Source organism: Edaphosphingomonas laterariae (genome assembly GCF_900188165.1).
Classification (GTDB): Bacteria; Pseudomonadota; Alphaproteobacteria; order Sphingomonadales; family Sphingomonadaceae; genus Sphingomonas_E; species Sphingomonas_E laterariae.
Map to the genome: position 1 here is coordinate 76670 of NZ_FZOS01000012.1, position 21780 is coordinate 98449.

The 21780-nt window shown below is 66.9% G+C and carries 19 protein-coding genes; 4 read left to right on the plus strand and 15 right to left on the minus strand.

Annotated features, from left to right (window positions below; translation table 11 throughout):
- Nucleotides 1–48: 48 nt before the first annotated feature.
- The 4 genes from CHB74_RS12310 to CHB74_RS12325 all read right to left on the minus strand — a co-directional run bounded on the left by CHB74_RS12310 (nucleotide 49) and on the right by CHB74_RS12325 (nucleotide 3323).
- Complete coding sequence (locus tag CHB74_RS12310) at nucleotides 49–243, minus strand: hypothetical protein (RefSeq protein WP_089219912.1); 195 nt, start codon at nucleotides 241–243, stop codon at nucleotides 49–51.
- 108 nt (nucleotides 244–351) lie between these two features.
- A complete protein-coding gene (locus CHB74_RS12315) occupies nucleotides 352–1062 on the minus strand; it encodes a hypothetical protein (protein ID WP_089219913.1) in 711 nt (236 codons plus the stop codon).
- Between the two features lie 81 nt (nucleotides 1063–1143).
- Nucleotides 1144–2055: a hypothetical protein gene (locus CHB74_RS22455; protein ID WP_245842867.1), complete on the minus strand. Its 912-nt coding sequence runs from the start codon at nucleotides 2053–2055 to the stop codon at nucleotides 1144–1146.
- Nucleotides 2056–2129: 74 nt separating this feature from the next.
- Nucleotides 2130–3323 carry a DUF932 domain-containing protein gene (locus tag CHB74_RS12325; RefSeq protein ID WP_089219914.1) on the minus strand — a complete coding sequence of 398 codons (1194 nt, stop codon included), beginning with the start codon at nucleotides 3321–3323 and terminating at the stop codon, nucleotides 2130–2132.
- Between the two features lie 227 nt (nucleotides 3324–3550).
- On the opposite strand from CHB74_RS12325, the gene CHB74_RS12330 reads away from it, so the two are divergent.
- Entirely contained in the window at nucleotides 3551–4051 is a 501-nt protein-coding gene (locus CHB74_RS12330; RefSeq protein WP_089219944.1) for a Ros/MucR family transcriptional regulator, read from the plus strand.
- A 99-nt stretch (nucleotides 4052–4150) separates the two neighbouring features.
- Here CHB74_RS12330 and CHB74_RS12335 read toward each other — a convergent pair whose 3' ends face one another.
- From CHB74_RS12335 to CHB74_RS12380, 11 genes are all read right to left on the minus strand, one after another.
- Nucleotides 4151–4399, minus strand: coding sequence for a type II toxin-antitoxin system VapB family antitoxin (locus CHB74_RS12335; protein WP_089219915.1), 249 nt, complete (start codon nucleotides 4397–4399; stop codon nucleotides 4151–4153).
- An 89-nt stretch (nucleotides 4400–4488) separates the two neighbouring features.
- Complete coding sequence (locus CHB74_RS12340) at nucleotides 4489–4890, minus strand: type II toxin-antitoxin system VapC family toxin (RefSeq protein ID WP_089219916.1); 402 nt, start codon at nucleotides 4888–4890, stop codon at nucleotides 4489–4491.
- Entirely contained in the window at nucleotides 4887–5195 is a 309-nt protein-coding gene (locus tag CHB74_RS12345) for a type II toxin-antitoxin system Phd/YefM family antitoxin (RefSeq protein ID WP_245842869.1), read from the minus strand. Before CHB74_RS12345 ends, CHB74_RS12340 begins: the two co-directional genes overlap by 4 nt.
- A 69-nt stretch (nucleotides 5196–5264) precedes the next feature.
- Nucleotides 5265–9560, minus strand: coding sequence for a strawberry notch family protein (locus CHB74_RS12350; protein ID WP_245842871.1), 4296 nt, complete (start codon nucleotides 9558–9560; stop codon nucleotides 5265–5267).
- 122 nt (nucleotides 9561–9682) lie between these two features.
- Nucleotides 9683–11716, minus strand: a complete 2034-nt coding sequence (locus CHB74_RS12355) for a ParB/RepB/Spo0J family partition protein (protein ID WP_089219917.1) — start codon at nucleotides 11714–11716, stop codon at nucleotides 9683–9685.
- A gap of 34 nt (nucleotides 11717–11750) precedes the next feature.
- Nucleotides 11751–12668: a DUF7146 domain-containing protein gene (locus tag CHB74_RS12360; RefSeq protein WP_089219918.1), complete on the minus strand. Its 918-nt coding sequence runs from the start codon at nucleotides 12666–12668 to the stop codon at nucleotides 11751–11753.
- Nucleotides 12669–12763: 95 nt separating this feature from the next.
- Nucleotides 12764–13579, minus strand: coding sequence for a LysR family transcriptional regulator (locus tag CHB74_RS12365; protein WP_179220826.1), 816 nt, complete (start codon nucleotides 13577–13579; stop codon nucleotides 12764–12766).
- Nucleotides 13580–13772: 193 nt separating this feature from the next.
- The gene (locus CHB74_RS12370; RefSeq protein ID WP_089219920.1) at nucleotides 13773–14762 is read right to left on the minus strand and encodes a FecR family protein; all 990 of its coding nucleotides are present in this window, start codon (nucleotides 14760–14762) and stop codon (nucleotides 13773–13775) included.
- 53 nt (nucleotides 14763–14815) lie between these two features.
- Nucleotides 14816–15358 carry an RNA polymerase sigma factor gene (locus CHB74_RS12375; RefSeq protein WP_179220827.1) on the minus strand — a complete coding sequence of 181 codons (543 nt, stop codon included), beginning with the start codon at nucleotides 15356–15358 and terminating at the stop codon, nucleotides 14816–14818.
- Between the two features lie 46 nt (nucleotides 15359–15404).
- Complete coding sequence (locus CHB74_RS22030) at nucleotides 15405–16145, minus strand: STN domain-containing protein (RefSeq protein ID WP_179220828.1); 741 nt, start codon at nucleotides 16143–16145, stop codon at nucleotides 15405–15407.
- Complete coding sequence (locus tag CHB74_RS12380; protein WP_144033791.1) at nucleotides 16142–16822, minus strand: TonB family protein; 681 nt, start codon at nucleotides 16820–16822, stop codon at nucleotides 16142–16144. The genes CHB74_RS22030 and CHB74_RS12380 overlap by 4 nt, the downstream gene beginning before the upstream one ends.
- 284 nt (nucleotides 16823–17106) lie before the next feature.
- On the opposite strand from CHB74_RS12380, the gene CHB74_RS12385 reads away from it, so the two are divergent.
- From CHB74_RS12385 to CHB74_RS12395, 3 genes are all read left to right on the plus strand, one after another.
- On the plus strand, nucleotides 17107–17991 hold the full coding sequence (locus CHB74_RS12385) for a helix-turn-helix transcriptional regulator (protein ID WP_218821430.1): 885 nt from the start codon (nucleotides 17107–17109) through the stop codon (nucleotides 17989–17991).
- A 408-nt stretch (nucleotides 17992–18399) separates the two neighbouring features.
- Nucleotides 18400–20028: a ShlB/FhaC/HecB family hemolysin secretion/activation protein gene (locus tag CHB74_RS12390; protein ID WP_245842873.1), complete on the plus strand. Its 1629-nt coding sequence runs from the start codon at nucleotides 18400–18402 to the stop codon at nucleotides 20026–20028.
- Nucleotides 20029–21774 carry a DUF2341 domain-containing protein gene (locus CHB74_RS12395; protein ID WP_089219925.1) on the plus strand — a complete coding sequence of 582 codons (1746 nt, stop codon included), beginning with the start codon at nucleotides 20029–20031 and terminating at the stop codon, nucleotides 21772–21774.
- Nucleotides 21775–21780: the final 6 nt, after the last annotated feature.

Genomic DNA, 21780 nt, shown 5'->3' on the forward strand with positions numbered 1-21780 from the left:
GCGCGGCGGCCGGGCTTTGTGCGGATGATGGAATCGGTGGAAGATGGCTCAGTCGCGAAGACCGCCCACGGCTGCATCTTCGACCCAGCTGGCGCCTTCATCGAAGTCGCCATCGTCATCCTCGAGCAGCGCGGCGAGTGCGACCCCGCCCTCTCGCCCGAGCTGGCCTAGGCGCTGGATCGCGGCGAGGAGGACGGGCGCGAGCTGCGCCGGCGTCGCGGTTTCGACATCGGATAATTGCATGGATGTTGCTCCTGGTTGGTGAGGAAGTCGGCCGGGAAGCTGTTTCGCCGCGGGGACGGCGAGATCCGGCGCGCCCGGCCTGTCGCGCCGAAAGGGGCGAAGCCGTGGTCAAGCCGCCTTCGCAGGCGTCCATTGGTAAAGGAGATGAGCATCGGGGCTGTCTTCGGTCCCGATCGCAATCCGCACGAGCTTGCCGTCGCAGGCGAACTGCGCCGCGCGCGGCAGCGTGAGGTAGCTGGGTCCTTCGAGAATGATATCCTTCGAGCGGACCGCCTGGACTGCCCTGGTGGTGCCGATCGAGCGGTACCAGCCAGGCGCGCTGATGAGCTTCATCTGGTCACCCGGCTTGATCCGCCGTTTGAACGCAGCGAGCGAGACCACGGAATCGACCATGCTCCCGGCGCGCCGTCGCTTCGCCAGGGCGGCCCAATAAGCCTGCCCGATCGTGACCTCGCAGAAGAAGGCGCAGTGGTGCGAGTCCTGATAGATGTTCGAGCGGGTGAAGCCGAAACGCTCGATCTGGTCCTTCACCTTGACGCTGAAATCCTGCTGAGCGTCGCGGCCGGTCAGGTCTTCGGGCGTATCGAGCAAGTCCGCAATGATCTTGCGGCCGCCGGAGAAGGTCTGGGTGCGCATCGCAAAGCGCGTGTCGGGGAAACAGGCGCGCAAATGGCGGTCGACGCGGGCGACGATCGCCGCGAGGCTTTCGCCCGGCTGCTGGAGATCGCCCTGATAGTGGAAGTTGCCGCGTTCATCGAACTCGGTCTGGCTGTAGAGCGGCGCAGCCGAAGCGGCCGCCGGGTTGGGTTCGGTGGGCATGGATCATATCCTTCAGATGCACGAAACCCGGCGCGATGGCCGGGCTTCGTGCGTTGCATGGAGTGGCAGCGGACCGGCGCGTCAGTCGGGATCGCCGGGCCGATCGAGCAGCAGGACGGCGATCGACGGTTTGTCCGAAATGGCGGCCTTGCGGCTGTCGTAAGGTTGCCGGCCTTGTTCCGCGATCGTCAGCATGTCGAAGACCGGCGCTGGAGCGCCGCCGCCATCCGGCACCGTCATGCCTGAATCGTGGAATTGGATGTCGACAAAACGCGGCGGCCCGTCGGTGCGATAGGGTCCGAAGTGGAACGTGACGCGCAGCTCTTCGCTCGACCTTGCGGAGATCGTGAAACCGCCGTCCAGGATGTCGACCGGGAGCGTCGGGACGTCGTTGAAGGGGGCAAAGCCCATGCTCTCAGCCCTGGCGCCAGTCATGATCGGCAGCCGCCGAAACTTTGCGGAGTCGCGCGGCACCGCCTTGAGAGCCTCGTTCATCAGCCATTCCGTGCCGCCGCCCAGGATTTCGTAGGGCGTGATGACGAAATAGCCCCCGCCCCGCGATCCGGGCCGGGCACGCGAGCAGCTGGTCGACCATTCGAATCCGAACGGCAAGGCTGACGGGCATGTCGCCTGGATCACGGAAGCGATCGCGGACACGTCGGCGCAGTCGCCATGGATGAACACACGTTTGCGCATTCCATCGGCATCGTCTTCGACCGAGAGATCGGCATCGAAGGTCGGAAAGTCCGGATCGGTCCAGATTTGCAGGAATCCCGCGAACGGATCCTGCTCTTCTTCGAGGGGCGGAAATGCCGCGCGGAACGCCTCGCTGCGTTCCGCATAGCAGGCCCTCGCCGCGTCGAGCCCCTCTTCGTCGCGTCCAAAATAGTCGCAGGCGATCATGTGCGAGGTTTCGAAGCATTCGGTCAAGAGATCGGCGTCCGGTGCGCCGACCACGATCTCGAACGCGGTGGAAATGAAATAGTCGGCCATGTGAAAGTCTCCATCGCAATGGCCGGCACCCGGAACTGGCGAGGTCGGGATGCCGGACAGGTGGATGCGCGCGCTCAGCGAACCTGTTCAAGGAGTTGGCGGGCCTTGCCTTCGAGTTCGAGCCGGCCGTCCTGCTGGGCTTTGGTCCGGGCAAGCGCGGTGATGCCGCTCACGAAATCGAAGACGCTCTCGGGCGGCTTGCCTTCTTCGCTCAGCACGGTCTCGATGATCTTCGTGGTCTCGGATTTCGAGAAACCGCGCTTGCGCAGGAATCCGGTGCGGTCCTCGTCGGTCCGGGCGATGATGCGCTCGCGCGCGGTCCTGATCCCGTCGATGAAATTGCGCGGCGAGGCATCGGCGTAGTGCGCGAGCGCCGGTTCGGCCTGCTGGGCGAAGCGACCGGCGGCGAACTTGGAATGCCGGATCTTGATCTCCTCGAAATGCTCGACACCCCAGAGGATCCGGTTCGCGCACACGGCGCGCAGGTAGAAGGTCGCGATGCCGAGCGTCTTGGCGCCGACCTCGCTGTTCCAGCAATAAAAGCCGCGGAAGAAGAGGTCGGGATCGCCGTTCCGCAGCTTGCCGGCCTCGATCGGATGGGTGTCGTCGACCAGGAACAGGAACACATCCCTGTCCGACGCATAGAGCGTGGTCGTCTCCTTGGTGACGTCCACATAGGGATTATACTGGTGGGTCGCCCAGTCGAGCACGCCGGGCACCTTCCAGCGGGTATCGCCGGTGCCGTTGCCGGCAAAGCGCATGACCGCCGAGACCAGCTCGTGATCCCAGATGCGGCCATAGTCCGGGCCGGTGATGGCGCGCAGCTCGGTGCGCCCGTCGTCGGTCTGGAGGAGTTTCACCTGCTCGCCGCGATGATGGAGCAATCCATGCTGGAGATTGATGCCGGCGAGCGCGGCCGGGAGATTGCGCAGATAGGACGCCGGCGCGCCGACCAGGCTGCATGCCTGGCCGAATGACCAGTTGGTCGGCGCGATCGGGCGGTCGTTGCCGGGCAGCATCAGGGCGAGGCGCTCGGGCTGGTCGCGGCTGGCTTCGACCCGGATCGACCGGCTCTCGACGATCTGGCTGTGCGCGCGATCCGCGCGGCGGTGAACGCTGTCGTAGAGATCGCCGAGCGACAGGAAGCGTTCGTCGTCGGGCCGGTCGAACCATTCCGACGATACGCGGCTGTTCGACGTGCCGCGCGAGACGTCGACGCGGTATGCGCCGGGCGCGGAACGCGCCGGCTGGGGAGCAAGCATGGTCATGGGAGGTCTCCGCAAAAGTGGGATTGCGCGGCACGCGGCGCTGCATTCGCGCCGTCCGGCCGCATCCATCTCCCTCCTTCTCCCCTCCGGGCGGGAAGAATTAGGTGCTGGAATTGACACTAAAAGAACGTGAGTGGGCGACGCAGCGACTTCACAATCGGGAACGGGAGCGATAGCGAGAGGTATCCCGCCCGCCATTGCCGAACCTGTCGGTGAAGAAGGACAGCATGACCCAAGCCACCGAACGAGACAGCACGCTCATTACTTTGACCGCGGACATCGTCTCGGCGCACGTCGCCAACAACAGCGTCGGGGTGTCCGATCTGCCGCTGCTGATCGGCAATGTCTATTCGGCCCTGAGCGGTCTCGGCACGCCCGAGGCGACGGCAGAGGTCAAGCAGGAGCCGGCCGTTTCGATCCGCGCTTCCGTCAAGCCCGACTATATCGTCTGCCTTGAGGACGGAAAGAAGCTGACCATGCTCAAGCGTCACCTCATGACGCACTATCAGATGACCCCGGCGGACTATCGCGCCAAGTGGAACCTGCCGGCCGACTACCCGATGGTGGCGCCGAACTATGCCGAGAAGCGGCGCGAGCTGGCGAAGAAGATCGGTCTCGGCCGCAAACGGGCTGTGAAGACGCCGGCGCCCGCCCCGGCGTCTCAACCGGCCAAGGCGGCTGCCCCGCGCCGGACCCGCAAGAAGGCAGAAGTGCCAGCGAGCGATTGATCGTCCAGTACGACGTCGGGACATCTGGCATTGGACCGGCAGCGCACCGCTCTTCGAGATAGGCCTACAGGACTGCAATCAGCGCGGACGTGTCGACATTCACTTAGGGAGGCCTTTCTCGTCGTAGAGCAATTCGCCATGCGGCGCACTGGGCGCTTGGACCTGTGAGGACACCCGCGCTGCGATCGTAAGGATTTCGTCTATACTGGCCCGGCCCTTGCGCCGCTCGATTTGCGCGTAGCGCTCACGAAGGGCATCGATGACGACATGGGTGATGCTTTGCCCGGTTCGTTCTGCAATCGCGCGGGCGAGACGGCGCGCTTCCGGGCTCTTGATGTTCAGGTTCATCGCATCGGTTCCACCATAGAAGGTCGACTAATAGTAGCGTGGAGAATCAGCCGCCATCGTTTCGTCGACACCGCGCGACGGGGCGGCGGTCAAGCAGGCGCTGCGTTTTCGATGGCGCCTTCAATATCGGTCTTCGAGAAATCGTTGCCCACATAGAGCAAAGGACAGTCGTGCTCCTTCGCGACGTCGTATGCAAAGCAATCGCCGAAATTCAGCGCAGCGGCATGAACCCCCTTGCCCCAGCGTGCATAAGCGAGGGCGATACGTCGAGCCGCGGCGGGCGTCACGCTCACGATTTCCATCCCAAGCTCGTCGATCAGCCGCGTGATTTCCTCAACCACGTTGCGCCGTTCCGACACGATCAGCGCCTCAGCAACGGTGCCGGCGGAGATGACAAGGTCGTCCCCGGCCTCGATAGCGGCGATGCAATCGGATGCCCGGTCCTCGCCAAGGGCGATCGCCATGAGCGCGGATGTATCGATGGCGATCATTCTGGGAGCCCGTCATCGCCATAGAGGAAATCCTGGCTGCGCGCGGCGTTCGGTCCGGCCGCGGCCTTGGCGCTGCCGGTGCGGCGCACTTCTTCGAGGAGTGCACGCCGGGCCTTGCCGTCGCGAATGTGTCTGATCGGCACAAGCCGGACGGTCGCCTGACCGTGGCGCGTAAGGACGATATCATCGCCAGCCTCGGCACGGCGTACAAGTTCGGTCAATTGACCTTTGGCTTCACTGACGGACACACGCATCGTCATGCACTCCTGCAAAAATCGAGCCTCGGACACGATTTGGACCATCATATAGTCCAAGTCGTGTCTGGTGAACAGATTGAATCGCAAGCCCCGCGTTTGACGGGACGGGGACGGGCCTCACCCTATGGCAATTCGTTCAAGGATCACTTCGGCCGTGTCCGGCGGCAGGAACAATCGCGTCCGGAAGCTGATGATTTCGGTGAATGCACCCAAGGACTTCAACCAGTCGAGGCGTTCGGCGGGAAAGCCGCGTATTTCAAGGCGAGGTTGACCATTCACGCGGACCTGCACCAGCCTTGCACCGTCGAGCGCGTCGATGGCCGCGCCGTCGCCCTTGGCCGCCGCGGCGATCATGTCGGCCGGCGTCAGCTTCACCTGATCGGCGACTTCGAAGCTCGCGGCCGTCCGGGCGAGCATGTCGGCGGACACGATACGACCCAGGCGGGAGTCCCCGGTCGCTTCATCGACGATGCGCCATACCCGCACATCGTCTTCGGGAAGCTTGTCCCAGACCGGCAGCAGCAACCCCGTCGCGATATGGATCGTTTCGACATCGACCTGTTCGCGCGCCTTGCGGGCCTCATCTTCCCATAGCGCCTGGAAGTCATCGTGGGTAACCGGCTGCCAGAAACTGCGGGCAAGGCCCGCAAGCCTCACCCGGTCTTCCCCGGTCGGGCGCACGAGCCGGCACATCGGGACGGGTGCGCCCTCGTCGTCCATCGTCGACCAGGACGGCACGCGCAAGGCGACCCGGCCCGATCGGTTGTTGCGGAGGAATTCGATGTCCTCGTCCCCGCTCCACACCGCCATGAGCCGCTCGAAGCTGGTGACATTGCGCAGGAGCTGGAGGGCGAGCTTCTGGAGCCGGGTTTCAGCGCCGGACACGGCATCGCGGTGGATCGCGATATCGGAGAGCAGTTCCACGCGCTTCGCCCGGAACGTCTCGACGCCGAGATCGAGCGTGCCGGCATCGCGCGCGGCGTCGATGCGGGCCTCGATCAGCGCGAAGAACTCCTCGAAGATCGCGTCCTGCACGGCGATGCGGAGCGCGAGCAGGCGATTGAGCCAGCGCTGGATCGGCGGCAGCTTCTCGACCAGTTCGCTCGTCCCGGCGATGACGAGCTTGAGGCCGGTCATGGCTTCGAACGCGCCGATCGTCGTGCTCTTGAGCTTGCCGTCGGCAAGCAGATGATACCATTGCAGCAGCGCGTCGCGCGCATAGTCGCTTTCGAGGTTGTCGGCCGGATCGAACAGGTTCTGGCTTCCGGCCTGGCGCTGGCCGCGCGTGAGGGCGCCCAGCGCATCGAGCCGCCGGGCGATCGTGCTGATAAAGCGCCGCTCGCCCTTGCAGTTGGTCGTCACCGGGCGGAATATCGGCGGCATGGTCTGGTTGGTGCGGTGGGTCCGGCCCAGCCCCTGGATCGCGGCCGACGCGCGCCAGCCCGGCTCGAGCAGGAAATGCACGCGGCGATGAGCAGCGCTGCCGCAATTGCGGTCGGCATGATAGGATCGGCCGGTCCCGCCCGCACCGGAAAAAACGAGGATCGGCTTCCTGCCTGCCATGAAGGCGTCGGCATCGGCGATCCGGGCATTGGGGCTGAGGCGTTCGACCTTCTGGCGCCCGGCGGCGTCGGTGATGATGCGGCGGCTGCGGCCGGTCACTTCCGCAACCCGGTCCGGTCCGAAGTGCCGGATCAGCTCGTCGAGCGCGGCCCCGATCGGCGGCATGGCACATAGCCGCTCGATCAGCGCGTCGCGGGTGCGGATCGCCTCCTGGCAGAGGACGGGATTGCCGTCGTCGTCGAGACGCGGGCGTGAGCGCATTTCCCCGCTATTGTCCTTATAGACCTCCATCATCCGGGTCGGGAATGCGTCGGTGAGATATTGAACTAGCATTTCCCTGGGCGATAGCTCCAGATCGGGATTGGCCCGCTCATCGGGTGTGAGGCTCGCCAGGCGGCGCTCGAGCAGGGCCTCGGCGGTCGAGACCAGCTGGACGACGGCGACGTGCCCCGCGCCGAGTTCCTCCTCGATCGCCCGGATGAGGCTCGGCATCTTCATCGAGATCAAAAGCTGCGAGAAGAAGCGTTGCTTGCCGGATTCGAAGCGCGACATCGCGGCGCCGAGCGCCTGGCCGTTCAGCGTCTCGCCGCTGATCCGATCGACGACGTTGGTGGCTTTCAGAACCTCGCCGAGCGCCCCATGCACGATCGTCCAGGCGTCGGCATAGGCGTCGTATATCCCGATCTGCGCTGGCGTGAGGGAATGTTCGAGCGGGTCATATTCGATGCCGGCATAGGAAAGCGACCGCGCGGTATAGAGGCCGGTGGCTTTCAGGTCGCGGCACACCACCTCCATCGCGGCGATCCCGCCCTTCTCCATGGCGGCGCAGAAGCCGCCGCGCGTCGGGAACGCCGTGCCGACGCCCCAGAGACCGAGCCGGTGCGCGTAGCCGAGATTGGCGGGCGTCGTCGCGCCGGTCGCGGAAACATAGAGCACGCACGCCCGCGGCAGCGCGTTTTGCAGCCGCAGCCCGGCAATGCCCTGCTGAGAGGCGACGGCATCGCCGAACTCGCTCGGCGCGGGCGCGGCATTGGCGAGCGCATGGGATTCGTCGAAGACGATCAGCCCGTCATAGTTGTCGCCAAGCCAGGCGAGGATCTGGTCGAGCCGGGACGGCCCCTTGTCGCGGACCGAGCGCAGCATGCTGTAGCTGAGGAACAGGATGCCGGCCGACATGCCGATTTCCTCGCCCAGCGGAATGGCGTCGAGCGGCTGGATGTCGACCGCCAGACCGCCGAGCGCGCTCCAGTCGCGGCGCGCGTCGAAGAGGAGCGGACCGTTGAGGCTGATCCACACATGGCGCCGGCGGCCCTTGAACCATTGGTCCATGAGGGAGGCGGCGGCTTCGCGGCCCTTGCCGACCCCGGTGCCGTCGCCGATGAAGAAGCCCTGCCGATAGACATGGCCGCTGTCGTTCTCGATCAGCTGGTCCCCGGCGGCGTTGGGACTATAGCGGCCGGGCAGATTGCGCTCGAACGCATCGCCGGCCTGGATGATCGCTTCGAGCTGCGCCGTCGATACGGCTTCGAACGAGCGCGCGGGGATCGCCGGGCGATAGCTCGGCACGGGCGGCAGGACTGAGGCCATCGCGAGGGATTCGACCAGCGTATCCGGATGATCGGCGGCGCCGGGAATCTCGATGCGGGACAGTCGCCAGGGTGCGAAGATGCCGGCCGGCTCGCCCATCGGCAGCGGTTCGGCGCGCACGCTATAGCCGATCGGTTCGACCGCATTGTCCAGCGCCACGCGTTCGGGCGGTGCGATCGTCCGGGGTTGCGCGGACCTTGCGAAGAGGGAGAGGACCGGCCTGCGCGTGCAGGCCGGTGTTGGTGGGAGCGCGGGCGCGGAAGGCGGCGGCGCAGTTGGACCGGGTTCCAGGCGGTCCGGAAGCGCCAGAACATGGCGGAGCGCGTCGCCCAGCGTCTCGGCATCAACGACCTTGGGCGTCCCCACCCAGCCCTTGTCGAAGACGAGGATGCGGATACGCGTGCTGGTGCCGTGCTTGGCATAGACATCGCCCCGAATGTCGATCTCGACGCGCGGACAGGCGACCTCGCGCACCGAGGCATAGCCCGCGCGTCCGGTGCCATCGGCCGAAAACCCCGACGGCAGGATCGCGACGCAGCGGCCGCCCGGCTGGAGCCTGACCAACGCCGAGCGAAGATGGCGGGCGCCGGCGTGCCGGTCGCGGCCACGGCCCTCGCTGCGGCTAAACGGCGGGTTGATAAGAATGACGGAAGGGCGCACGAAACCGGGCAGACAGTCATCGATCAGCGCGCCGTCATGGGTGGTGACCGCATGTCCGGCGATGCGGGCGAGCAAGGCGGCCCGTCCGGGATCGCGCTCGTTGAGATGATGGACCGCGCCGGCCCGCATGACGAGCGGGAGCAGCATGCCGGTGCCCGCCGAGGGTTCGAGCACGATGTCGGTCTCGTCGATGCGTGCCGCGAGCGCGGTGAGCCAGGCGAGCGCGGCCGGCGTGCTGAACTGCTGCATGTCGACCTGATGCTCCGACCTATAGGTCTGGGTCGGCAGACGGCGTTCGAGATCGATGAGGTCGGCGAGGACCGCTTCGGGTTCGGGCAATCCCAGCGGCGAGGATTGCGAACCGCGCAGGAACAGCACCTGGCCGGCTTCGAGCGAGTCATAGGCATCGCGCATCGACCAGGTGCCGAAGCGATTCTGCTTGCCGAAGGCGTCTTCCATCAGCCGGGTGAGCTTCTGGCGGGAGATCGAACCGCCGCGTTCGATGAGATCGGCGACGGCCACGGCCACCGCATGAAGGTTCGCGTCTTTGGTGGGACTATGGTCCGCGGCCGTGCAGGCGGGTGCGAAAGAAGATATGGTCATGGGGAAACTCCGGATGATCCGGCCCCGCTCACGCGACGGCGTGTCGAGGCGATGGATCGGGGAAAGGAAAAGGGGCCGGAGCATGACGCCCCGACCCCATAGTTTCGGTTGTGGCCTGACTGTCAGGCGGCTTCGGCGAGATCGCCTTCGTCGCTGTCGTTCGCGGCAAGCGGCTCGTCGCCGTCACCCCTGCCGATCGCGGCGGCAAGCTCCCGACGCGATGGCTGCGCCGCATCGATAACGGGTTCCTCGACCCGCATCGGCGCCGGAAGCCACGCCAGCGCCTTCTCCTTGACGTCGGCTTCGACAAGGACGTCGCCGGCAAACAGCTTTTCGGCCGACATCGCGAGGTCCTTCTTCTTCGACGCGCCGTAGCGGGACTTCAGATCCTCGCCGCCGACCTCCCCGAACAGGTCGAGGATCCAGCCCCGCGTCACCGCATCGAAGAAATTGCGGGCGGTGGGTCGCCACCAGCGGGCGACATCGATGTCGAGGCTGCGGCCGATATGACGCAGGAACGGCGCCCCGGAACCGCTATCGGTCACCGGCTCGATCGTGCGCGCGATCGCCCAGGCGAACCAGGCGGCGCGGGCCTCGTCGGCGAGCGCCCTGAACGCGTCGAAGCGCCCGATCGCGTCACCGGCATCGCGCCAGCTATGATCGAGACCGCCTTCGAGCTTCGCCCAGCTTTCCGCAGCCGCGGTTTCGCTGACGTAATTGCCGACGCGGCGATCGGGCAGCGGCGCCTTGAGGCCGGACGCGAGGTCATAGGCTCCGCCGAACTTGCGATGGGCGCCGTCGACCATGATGAAGGTGCCCAGATCCATCGCGAAATGCGGATCGTTCGCGACATGCAGCGCGACCAGCTCGGTCCGCATGAGCGCGAGGCGGTCGACCAGCTTCTGGCTGAGCGAAGCCTTGCGCGGCGTCTCAGCGGCATCCGCGACGTCGCCGTCATCGCCGTCGGCCTCGGGATCGATGTCCTCGTCCTCCTCGTCCGGCTCCGCGATGAACAGCGTCTCCTCGACGACCGGCCGGCCGTCCTCGCCGATCACGACATAGGCGAGCGCCCGGGCCTTCTGTTCCGGCTCATAGGTCGCTTGCCGGTCCTGGATGGCGCCGAGTTCCTCTTCGAGTTCGTCGATCCGCTCGAGCTGCTCGTCGCTATACTCGTGGATATCCGAGGCGGCTTCCTCGATCTTGTCGATCTCGCCCTTGATCGCCTGCTGCCGGGCTTCCTGTTCCTCGGTGAGCGGCGCCAGGACGCCGTCGATGCGCCGCAGGCCCATGGTCGCGGTATAGGGGACATGGGTGGCCGCGATCGCGCGGACCTCGGCAAAGCCTTCGCGTTCACGGATCGCTTCGGCCGCTTCGGCGAGGGCTTCGTCGGCGAGCTGGTCGAGCAGTTCACGGTTGGTCCACAGTTCGCTTTCGGCGTTGGAGTAGAGGTCCCGGTCGATCGTGCCGCCCGCCGCCAGATAGGCGTCGCGGCCGACCAGCAGCGCCTTGGGATGGCCGCCATTATAGCTGCCCGCCGTGACCTGCCGCTCGATCTCGGCGACATTGTTCGCGTAATAGGTGCCGGCAAGGCTTTCGAACACGGCGGCCTGGCGGATCGGATCGGAGGTCTTGGCATAGGCCTTGGCGATGTCGAGCGTGATCTCGCCCCTGGCCAGAGCCTCGAACACCGGCGTCGCGAGATTGGCGAGGCGCAGACGGCCTTCCACGAACCGCACGGTCAGGCTGAACCGCTTGGCGATATCGGCGACCGTCTTCTTTTCCTTGTCGATGATCGTGCGGAACGCGGTGCAGGCGTCGGCGGGGTTCATCGCGAGCTGGAAGAAGTTCTCGGCAAGGCTCATCGAGATCGCGTCGGCGGCGTTCGGCACCACCATCACCGGGACCTGGAAGTCCTTCGGCAGCACGCCCTTCTCGATATTGCTGAGGGTGCGCGACAGGCGGCGTCCGCCCGCATAGATGTCGTAGTGGTCCTTGCGACGCTTGATCGGCACGCCGATCAGGTTCTGGAGGACGATGCCGGTCTCGCCGAGATGGGCTTCGAACTGGGCGTCCGCGTCGGCATTGCTGTGCTTGCGGACATTGTCTTCGGCCACACGGCAATTGACCGCGGGCACATAGAGGATGGGAAAGGTCATGGCGTTTACTCCTGTGCGGTGCGCTGCCCGACCATCAGGCCGCCTTCCGCACCCACTCCCCACTTCCCTCCCCTTCAGGGGCCAGCTGCTCGTTCCAGTCGTTGTGGCCGTCCCGCGGAAGCACGATGCCGATCGACCGTCCGGGCCGGGCATGGGCCTCCATCGCCTTGTCGGCGCCGATCATGCCGGCGGTGTCGTTGTCGGGAAGGAGGACGAGGCGATCGACCTGCGGCGGTATCGCGACATGGGGAAATCGTTCGCTGCCGAGCGTCGCCCAGACCGGGATGCCGAGGATAAGGAAGGCGGACCAGGCGGTTTCCCAGCCCTCGGCAAGACCGAGCGTCGCGCCCGCCGCGCCGAAACGCACGGCGCCGTCACGCGGCCGACCCAGCAGCCGCTTGGGGGGATCGAGATCGCTGGCGACGCGTCCTTGCGGGTCGCCCAGGAACAAGCGTTCGACCGCGACGATCCGATCGCCGCTGCGCACGGCCGCCAACAGCGCGGGGCGGAAGCGGACGGCACCGCGTGGTCCCAGCGGCGTGCGCGGGTGATAGCGCAGCGCGCCGGGTAACCCCGCGAGCGCGCGGCTACGCGCATAGTGCTCAGCGGGTGAACCGGCGAACGGCAGGGCGTCGTCCCAGAGTTCCCCGGCGCGTTCCATCATCCGGCGGTCGCGCGGCTGCCAGTCGCGGATCGGGGCCGATCGTTGCGAGGGAACATCGAGATTGCGGCGGCGGATCGCGCGCAGCACGTCGATAGTGTCGCAGCCGGCGAAGCATTTGAAGAGCAGGCTGCGCGCGCCGACCCTGACCGACAGGCTCGGGCTGCTGTCGTCATGCGCCGGGCAGCGGCACATGCCGTAGCGGCCCGTCCAGTGGCCGCCGAGGCGGTGGACAAGATCGGCGGCGGCGGATTCGAGCGCGAGGTTGCTGGTAGGGGATTGAGCGGACATGGGGGCGGCACTCCTTTGCGCCCATCCCCTCCATCCTCCCCTCCGGGCGATGGGAAAATGCCGTCGTGGGTCAGCTGTCCATGGCGCGGGGAGGCTCAGCCGCATGCTGCGCGTCGGGAGCGCCCGGTCTGATCGTGCGTCGGGCGATCCAGGATGACATCCAGGCAGGCTTCGATCTGGGCACGGGCGACGTCGGTTATCAAGACGAGGGTTCGGCGCCGGTCCTCCCGATCGGGCGTTCGGATGACCAGCCCGCGGCGCTCCATGATCGCAAGCGAACGCCGCGCGGTCCCATAGGCTACATTGGAGGGGTTCCAGATGTTGGTGATCGACGTGGCGATCCCGTCATGCTCGCGGATATAGAGGTCGAGCAGCATTTCGCCGGCAGGGTCGGCGAAGAGATCGACGCCGAAGGAACGCGCCATGAGCTGGCGGGCCGCGAGGATCGAGCGGCACAGATCGACATAGTCGCTGGTTGGATCCCCAATCGCCGCTTTTTCCGGATCGCTCGCCACTGGAGGTATGGTGCGCGGTTCCTGATCGTCGATCGCGGCAAGGCTGCCGGACACAAGATCGTCGCCGCAGGCACATGGGGCGCCGACGATCTCGAACCGGCCCAGCAGAGTGTTTCCGGTGCCATCACCGGCCGGCGTTCCCGTCGCCAGCGCCGCGATCTGCTCGGCGCGCCAGATGAGATGTTCCGCCTCGCGCAGGAAACGCATGCCGTCGGGCGTCGGCAGGATAGCAGCGCCCACTGGCTCGAACAATTGGAGCCGCAACAGGGCAGCGAGCTCGGCGACGCCTTCAGCGATCGCCGCTTCGCTCACCCCGCAGGTTCGCGCGGCATGATGGTAGCTCCCGAGCTTCGCGGTCGCCACCGCAAAGCGCAATTGTCTCAGGTCGAACGGCATGGCCTCACCTCTTGTTGCGGGATAAGGCGCTGGTCGCCTCAGCCCGGTCCGTGGGATTTCGATGGCCCGCTGCCGATCCTCTCCGTGCGCGATCATCCCGCGCGCAGCGGCCTTTGCATTTACCTGTTCAATTATGAGACAGGTCGATGCAGGTCGCCGCGCAGAGGTTTTTGAAATATTTTTGTAACGTAGCTTAGCCGAGAAGCACGACGCCTCCGGGAAGCCGGGTGGCGCCGACGCCGGTGAGCTGCTGGATCTGCACGACGGCAAGCTCTATCTGGTTGACGTGGAACACGCCAGTCACGGGCCGCGCGGCGAGGCCGCTGCCGCGCAGGACCAGGCGGCCGGGGAAATAGCGATTGATCTCGCCGATGGCGGTGGAAAGCGGCGTGCCCTGGAAGACGAGCAAACCGCGCCGCCATGCGGTGACGGCCGCCGGGTCGGCGCCGGTCTTGCGCACGCCCCCGTCGGCAAGCCAGGTCACGGCCTCGCCCTTGCGCAGGGCCATGTCCTTGCCGCCGCGCGCGGTCGATACCGCGCCGTCGAGGCAGGTGACGCACAACTCGCCGGCGAGAGAGTTCACATTGAACAGCGCGGCGCGGGCGGTGACCGTGGCGCCGTCCGCCTGAACCTGGAACGGCGTGCCGCGCTCTTCGACCGACACGAAGATCTCGCCCGCGATCAGGCGCACGCCCTTGTCGATCATCGACAGGCTGGAGCGTGAGTTCATCTCGATATCGACGCCCGCCATCGGGCGGATCGTCCGCCGCTCTCCCATGGCGGTCCGTTCGTCCGCCATGAGTTCGTCGAGCGTCGGCCAGAGGCCGAGCGGCGAGCGCACGGCGATCACGCCCGCCGCGAGGCTCGCGGCCATCGCGCCTCCGGTCATGAAGGCTCGGCGGTTGATGCGCGGGCCGGACGTGGGCAGGGAAACGACGTTGTCGTTGGTGCCGGCGGGTTCCGGCCGATCGAGCGGCAGGTCAAGCGCGCGTAGCTCGCCCATGAAGGCGGCCGCATTGCGAAAGGCGTCGTCATGCGCGGGACTGGACCGGCGCCAGCTGTCGAAGTCGCGTTCGTCCGCATCGCTGATCGGGCCGATCGCAAAGCGGCACGCCCAGTCGATCGCCTCGAGCTTGAGCGGCGCGACATCCTTTTCGAAGCTGTCAGGCGACGTCACGGCCATCCTGGTCCCTGGTTCCTGTCACGGGCGATCGCTGCACGAATTCGGTTCTCCTATTACCTAGACACTTTGAAGGTGCGATCCGCGAGAATATCTTTTCGGCCCAGACGCCGCGCGCAATGCACGACGGCCGCGCGGAGGTCGGTCTGGACCGTTCGCACGCTGACCCCGTGCTTCTTCGCGATCTCCTCGTTTTCGAGACCGCGCATGAAACAGGACAAGAAGACGTCGCGCTGCCGCGCCGGCAGTTCGTCGAGCGCCGCCATGACCATCCCTACCTGCGCCTTGGCATCGGCCACGCGTTCGGGATCGGGCGCCTCGTCGGCATGATCGCCAAGCGCTTCCAGCCCGACATGCCGCGTGTGTCGTTCATCGGAGACCCGCATATTGTAGGCGGTGTTGACCGCGGCCCGGAAGACATAGCCCTCCTCGTTCTCGACCGGTCCCAGTTCTGCGCCGTTCCCGAGCCGCACCCAGGTTTCGTTGAGGACCTCTTCGGCCTGCGCCTCCGACCCGAGGCGCTGCGAGAGCCGGTCGCGAAGCTGGCGATAGCGGCGGGCCAGCGCGCGGCGCAGATTGTCGCGGGTTGATATGGTCATCGCCCCGCCTCCCCGCGACGCCGCCCACCAAGCAGAACCGCCCCTGTCACCGGCCGGCCAAATCGAACAGGATGGGCTGGCGCAACCCGTCGGGCGGCGTGAGGTCGAGCCGCCTGCCTTCGAGCAATGCGACGATGCGGGCGTCGCGGCGGCGGTCGGCGCTCGCGATGACCACCCGGACGTCATGGAGCGTCCCGTCGCTGCCGATCCGGGTCTGGACGCGAACGCGGGCATTGGCGCCGCGCCCGACCGCATCGGCATCGACCATGATGGTCCGGATGCGGTTCGCCATCGCGCGGATGAACGGCATGTTGGCGTCGGGCCGCGGCGAGCCGACCAGGCGGGGCGCCGTGACCTTCATCATGTCGAGCGCGATGACGGTCTGCCCGGTGGTGGTGGCCGGCGGCAGGGGTCTCTGGACCTGCTCGACGGGCATGATGACGGCGGATCGGCGGCTGGTGAAGCGGGCGATCAGACCGGTTCCTTGCAGAAGGATGTGCAGCGCCTGGGGCGGCGCGTATCCGCCCTTGACCGCCGAGGACCGCCGCCCGGCGGCCTGCGGTTCGTCGAGCAGGACATCGACGCCGCTGGTTTGCGCATAGCGCGAGAGCGCGGCGCCGAGCGGCTGGGCGGGAATATCATAGTGCTGTACCGGCGCCGGCGCGGGATCGTCATTGGCGGCGAGCGGCGCGGCAAACATCAGCGCGGCGAGCGGTGCCGCGAGCGCGAAGCGCCGCAAGGTCCGCGCCGGCGGGGTGCCGGGAATCGAGGCGCGCGTCGGCGTCATTCGAGCGAGAACCCGATCGGGAGCGTCACGCCGAAGGTCGAGGGCCAGCCTGCGGGCGGCGTCGGAAGCCGCTGCGCGCGCATGACGGCGGCGACGGCTTCGTCGTCGAGCAGCTTCGATCCCGAGCTGATCTCGATCCAGATATCGACGACCTTGCCGTCGTGATCCATCACGAAATGGACCTGCGCGATGCCTTCGATATCGGCCTGCCGCGCTTGCGGCGGGTAACGCCGGTAGCGTTCGATATGGCGCTGCAACTTCGCCTTGAACAGCAGCACCTCCGCGCCCGACATGGCCGGGGCGCCGTCGACCGGGCTGGCGGCGTTGCTGTTGCCTGGTCCCTGCGCCTCCATCGTGCCACCCGCCGGCTGGCCGCTGCCGGTGAAGCGGCCGCTCTGCTCCGGGCCGGTTCGCCCCGCCGCGGTCGCTGTCGTCCCTTTCCGGTCGGCCTCCTTGCGGGCGACATCGGCCACGCCCGGCTTTCCGGTGGTCCCGCCGGCGGGCAGCGGCAGCAATTCGACGACGAGGACGTGCTCGCCCCTGGCGACGGTCGGCCGGTCGGCATCCGATCCCGCCAGGGGCCAGGCGAAGAGAGCGACGCCGAGCGCCACATGGAGCGCAAGCGAGGCGAGGAAGCCGCCGGCGCGATCGCAAAAGGATGTTCGGGCGAAGGTCATGGTGAGCTGCACCAAAATGCGTCAGTCCTGTGAAACCTTCGCGTCACCGGACGAGCGGCGGATTCTCGCGGGTTTCGTGCAGGCCCCGAAAAAATCCTGGCGCCGAATGCAGAAATGCCTGCGCGGGATTTTGGCCCATCTTGTCTTTTAGAGTGAAGGGACAGAAGATGAGTTTCGGGTCGACGGCGCGCGCGGAAGAGATCACGGCAGAGGCGGACAGCCTCCAGCCCGTGTCCGCTCCTGCGCCGGTCCCGGCATGCGTGAACCGGGCTTCCCTCCCCGCGGTGCCCACATCGCGTGTCGCGGTCCTCGATGCAGCGGCGGGCCGCGGCCTGACGCGCTACCGAATTCATGTCGGCGACCTGATCGTCGACCTGCGCTATTTCCCCAAACAGACCGCGACGGGCCTGCTGTTGCCGGGCGCGCGCGGGCTGCTGCTGGTCCCGTTCAACTGTCCGGCCGAGATCGGCCTGGAGGACGGGCCGATGACCTGCCCCGTGGAGACGCCATTCCTTTATGCGGGCGACAAGCGGCTGTCCGTCGCCTGGCGTGCCGGCACGGCTGCGCTGGTCGTCTATTTCCCGCGCGAGCGGTTCAACGCCGCAGCGAGCGAGCTGCTGGACGATGGCCGCCGGCTCGCCGCCGCCGCGACGCTGCTTCCTCGTGTCGGCGAAGGCCGGGAGCTTGAGCGCGCCGCCGATCGCATCGTCGCCATGTGCGGCAATGCGTTTCCCTCGCATGGCGCGGCGAGCTTCGCGGCCGAGGCGAGCTTCTACCGGGGTCTCGCCGAACGGGTCGCCCAAAGCGGCTGCATATCCGAGATCCTGCCCCCGGTGCGCGCGGTCAGCGACGCGATGCGCGTGGTGCGCGAGAACCATGCCCATGCGTTCGAGGTCGAGAGCCTCGCGGCGGCGGTCGGCGTGACCGGCCAGACGCTGCGCAAGGGGTTCCGCGCGTGCCTTGGCATGACGGTCAAGGAGTATATCCGCGCGGTCCGCCTCGCCTGGGCGCGCGCGCGACTGGAAAGTGTGCGGGAGAGCCGCTCGGTTGCCGAGCTGGCGGTTGCGGCCGGCTTTGCCGACGGGCCGGGTTTCTCGCGCGGCTATCTGCGGCGCTACGGGGAATCGCCGAGCCAGACGAGAGCGAGGGCCGTGCAGCGACAGGATTGAGCCCATGCGGCGCGAGCCGCCTCGAACCCTTTCAGTAATAACGGTCGCCGTATCAGTAATGATTGCGGTATTTTGCGTTGATTCCAAGATAATAACTCACCGATTCGCTATATATAACAAATGATTCTGAGTCCTATCTTGCTCAACTCGCTTGCATTGACAACATCAATCCGGCTTAATTTGTCATCAAAATGCAAAGCTGCTTGTCAGAACCCGGTAAAAACGCACGGCGACGGGAAGTGATCGCCAAAACGACTTGCGAGAATCTTTCACGCCTCCGATTAGGACCCTGTCACCGGGGCGCTGCATTGCACAATTAGCGATGGCGGCGTCCGCCTTGCGACGAGAGCGACCGATCGCCGTCCGGCCTTTTTTGCCGTGGCGGTGTTTGCGGCGGGGGGTATGGATTTGAGGTTCGAACGTGATCACTGGCGCCGCACGGGGAGCCGGACGGTGCTTGGCATGATGCTGGCGCTGGCGGCAGCACCGGCCAGTGCTCAAGAGGTAGGACAGCCCGGCGCTGACGGCCCGCCTGCCACGGGCGAGCTGCAGCAGGCCGCGAGCTTCGACATCATGGCTTTCCAGGTGCGCGGCAACACGATCCTGCCAGCGGACACGGTGGAGCGGGCGATCCTGCCGCATATGGGTCCTGGCAAGAGCGAGGCCGATGTCGAGGCGGCGCGCGCGGCGCTCCAGAAGGCGTTCGAGGACGCCGGCTATGTCGCGGTATCGGTGTTCATCCCCGAACAGTCGGTCGAAGGCGGCGTGCTGCAGCTCCAGGTGCAGCCGCAGACGGTCGGCCAGTTGCTGGTCGAGGGCGACACCGGGCGGGCGGACGCCATCCGCGCGCAGGCGCCGTCGGTAGCGCCAGGCACGACCCCGAACCTCCCTGAGTTCCAGCGCGACGTGGTTGCGCTCAACAGCAATCCCAATCGCCGGGTGACGCCGGAGCTGCGCGCGGGCGTCGCGCCCGGCACGCTCGACGTGGTGCTCACGGTCGAGCAGACCTCGCCGATCCACGGTTCGGTCGAGGTGAACAACTTCAGTTCGGCGGCGACCACGAATCTGAGGACGGCGGCGACGCTGCGCTATGACGATCTGTGGGGTCGCGGAGACTCAATCTCGGTCTCGGCGCAGACCGCGCCGCGCCGAACCGACGACGGCACGGTGTTCTCGGCCAACTGGCTGACCCGGCTCGGCACCGGCACGCAGCTCATGCTCTACGGGGTGCATTCGGACAGCGACATCGCTGTCGTCGGCGGAACCAGCGTCATCGGGCGCGGCAACATGGCGGGCCTGCGTTTCATCCGGTCGCTGGGATCGAGCGAAGGCTTCTACCATTCGCTCACGCTGGGCATCGACTGGAAGGATTTCGACGAGGATGTGATCCTCGGGTCGGATCGGGCCTCGGCGCCGATCCTCTATTTCCCGGTTACGGCGAGTTGGCGCGGCGACTGGACCTCCGACCGCGCGCGCAGCGACCTCACGCTCTCGACCGTGTTCGGGATCCGGGGCCTAGGCGACGGCTGGGAGCGGTTCGACGCCAAGCGCTACAATGCGCGGCCGAGCTTCGTCACCTTCAAGGTCGACGCCAGCCACACCGAAGAGGTGATGGCGGGCATGCAATTCCATTCGCGCATCACCGGGCAATATTCGCCCGATCCGCTGATCTCGAACGAAGGCTTCAGCCTCGGCGGCATGTCGAGCGTGCGCGGCTATTTTGAGACCGAGCACATCGCCGACTATGGCGTGGCCATCCAGACCGAGCTGCGCTCGCCCGACTTCGGGCCGCGCCTCGGCGGTCCGATCGACGAGCTGCGCCTGCACGCCTTCTGGGATTCTGGCCTCGGCGCGATCCACGATCCGCTGCTCGGCCAGGACAAGGATTTCGGCCTGTCGAGCGTCGGCCTCGGCGGGCGCATCCGCGTCTTCCGCTACCTCAACGGCGCCCTCGATCTCGGCGTCCCGCTCGTGAACGGCTCCGAGAGCCGCCGCGGCGACTTCTTCGCTCGCTTCCGCATCTGGGGGGAATTCTAAATGTCATTCACGTCACGTCTCAAGCGTGCCGCCGTCGCGGGCGCGCTTGGTTTCGCCGCGCTCACCGCCGCCGCGCCGGCCCATGCCTGGTGGGACAGCGAGTTCGCCTATCGCACCCGCATCGATCTCAACACCCAGGCCGCCGGGATCACCGGCGAGGTCGCCCGCGCGCCGGTGCTGGTGCGGCTGCACCAGGGCAATTTCAACTTCGCCGATGTGAAGGCGGACGGCTTGGACCTGCGGTTTGTCGCGGGCGACGATCGCACGCCGCTCAAGTTCCATGTCGAGCGCTGGGACCATGCCGGACAGACCGCGCTGGTGTGGGTCGATGTGCAGGGCCTCCAGCCCGGCCAGGCGAGCGCCATCTTCGCCTATTACGGCAATGAGGCGGCCGAAGCCGGCCAGGATGTCGCCGGCACCTTCGCCGCCGACTACCGGCTCGTCTATCATTTCGACAATGAGGGAGCCCCTCGGGACGCCACCGCCAATGGCGCGAACGCGCAGGGCGGTGAAACTCGCAACGCGGGCGGCCTGATCGGCAACAGCCTGGTGCTGAACGGCTCGCCTGTCACGCTGCCCGCGTCCGCTTTTGCGGCAGGGCCCCTGTCGATCAGCTTCTGGGTGAAGCCCGCCGGCGACGGCGTGATCTTCAGCCTGCCGGGCGCGGTGAACCTGATCAGCGAAGGCGGCCAACTCTTCATCGACGCCAACGGCACGCGCAGCGACGGCGCGCCGCTCGCCGCCGATGCCTGGGCCAATGTCGCACTCGTCAATGACGGCCAGCGGAGCGTGCTCTACGTCAACGGCCAGCCCGCGGGCGAGGTCGCCGGCGCGCTTGGCGCCGCGACGGCCGCGCCTGTGCTCGGCCAGGGCTTCTCCGGCGAGATCGACGAGTTCCGCGTCGCGGGCGCGGCGTTGCCGCAGGCGATGTTCCAGCTCGCCGCCGCCAGCGAAGGCCAGACCTCGCGCCTGGTCGCGGCCGGCACGCCCGAGCAGCTCTCGACCGACGGCGGCCACGGCTATTGGGGCCTGCTGTTCGCCGCCCTGACGTTCGACGCCTGGGTCGTGATCATCATCTGCGCGCTGATGCTCGCCATCGCCATCTGGATCATGATCACCAAGGGCCTGCTGATCAGCCGGGTGCGTGCGGCCAACGACGCCTTCATGGACAGCTACGCCCAGATCGCTCGCCGCGCGGGCGACCATGACGGCCTGCCCAGCTTCGATCCGGGGCCGAAGGCCAAGGATTCGACGCTGGCGCGTCTCTATGCGATCGGCAACCGCGAACTGTCCGAGCGCCTGCACGAAGGCCGCGCTTCGGGCTCGCGCTTCGCCATCCGCGCCCAGTCGATCGCCGCGATCCGCTCGGCGCTGGAAGCCGGCCAGATCCGCGAGAGCCAGAAGCTCAACTCCAAGATGGTACTGCTGACCATCGCCATCTCGGGCGGGCCCTTCATCGGCCTGCTCGGAACGGTGCTGGGCGTCATGATCACCTTCGCGGCGGTGGCTGCGGCCGGCGAGGTCAACATCAACGCGATCGCGCCGGGCATCGCCGCCGCGCTGCTGGCCACGGTCGCGGGCCTCGCGGTCGCGATCCCGGCGCTGTTCGGCTACAACTATCTGCTTTCCCAGGTCGAAGAGATCGACACCGAAGACCGCATCTTCGTCGATGAACTGGAGAAGCGGATCGCCGAGACGTGGCAGGACGCCCCGGCTCCCGCCCCCATGCCCGCCCAGGCGGCCTGACCCCAG

Excerpts from the sequence above, each read along its gene's own strand:
- CHB74_RS12315 (WP_089219913.1), bottom strand. The coding sequence starts at position 1,062 with ATGCCCACCGAACCCAACCCGGCGGCCGCTTCGGCTGCGCCGCTCTAC.
- CHB74_RS12365 (WP_179220826.1), bottom strand. The coding sequence starts at position 13,579 with ATGCCGTTCGACCTGAGACAATTGCGCTTTGCGGTGGCGACCGCGAAG.
- CHB74_RS12380 (WP_144033791.1), bottom strand. The coding sequence starts at position 16,822 with ATGACCTTCGCCCGAACATCCTTTTGCGATCGCGCCGGCGGCTTCCTC.
- CHB74_RS12310 (WP_089219912.1), bottom strand. The coding sequence starts at position 243 with ATGCAATTATCCGATGTCGAAACCGCGACGCCGGCGCAGCTCGCGCCC.
- CHB74_RS12330 (WP_089219944.1), top strand. The coding sequence starts at position 3,551 with ATGACCCAAGCCACCGAACGAGACAGCACGCTCATTACTTTGACCGCG.
- CHB74_RS12370 (WP_089219920.1), bottom strand. The coding sequence starts at position 14,762 with ATGGCCGTGACGTCGCCTGACAGCTTCGAAAAGGATGTCGCGCCGCTC.
- CHB74_RS12375 (WP_179220827.1), bottom strand. The coding sequence starts at position 15,358 with ATGACCATATCAACCCGCGACAATCTGCGCCGCGCGCTGGCCCGCCGC.
- CHB74_RS12325 (WP_089219914.1), bottom strand. The coding sequence starts at position 3,323 with ATGACCATGCTTGCTCCCCAGCCGGCGCGTTCCGCGCCCGGCGCATAC.
- CHB74_RS12395 (WP_089219925.1), top strand. The coding sequence starts at position 20,029 with ATGTCATTCACGTCACGTCTCAAGCGTGCCGCCGTCGCGGGCGCGCTT.
- CHB74_RS12340 (WP_089219916.1), bottom strand. The coding sequence starts at position 4,890 with ATGATCGCCATCGATACATCCGCGCTCATGGCGATCGCCCTTGGCGAG.
- CHB74_RS22030 (WP_179220828.1), bottom strand. The coding sequence starts at position 16,145 with ATGACGCCGACGCGCGCCTCGATTCCCGGCACCCCGCCGGCGCGGACC.
- CHB74_RS12335 (WP_089219915.1), bottom strand. The coding sequence starts at position 4,399 with ATGAACCTGAACATCAAGAGCCCGGAAGCGCGCCGTCTCGCCCGCGCG.
- CHB74_RS12350 (WP_245842871.1), bottom strand. The coding sequence starts at position 9,560 with ATGACCATATCTTCTTTCGCACCCGCCTGCACGGCCGCGGACCATAGT.
- CHB74_RS12355 (WP_089219917.1), bottom strand. The coding sequence starts at position 11,716 with ATGACCTTTCCCATCCTCTATGTGCCCGCGGTCAATTGCCGTGTGGCC.
- CHB74_RS12360 (WP_089219918.1), bottom strand. The coding sequence starts at position 12,668 with ATGTCCGCTCAATCCCCTACCAGCAACCTCGCGCTCGAATCCGCCGCC.
- CHB74_RS22455 (WP_245842867.1), bottom strand. The coding sequence starts at position 2,055 with ATGGCCGACTATTTCATTTCCACCGCGTTCGAGATCGTGGTCGGCGCA.
- CHB74_RS12345 (WP_245842869.1), bottom strand. The coding sequence starts at position 5,195 with ATGATGGTCCAAATCGTGTCCGAGGCTCGATTTTTGCAGGAGTGCATG.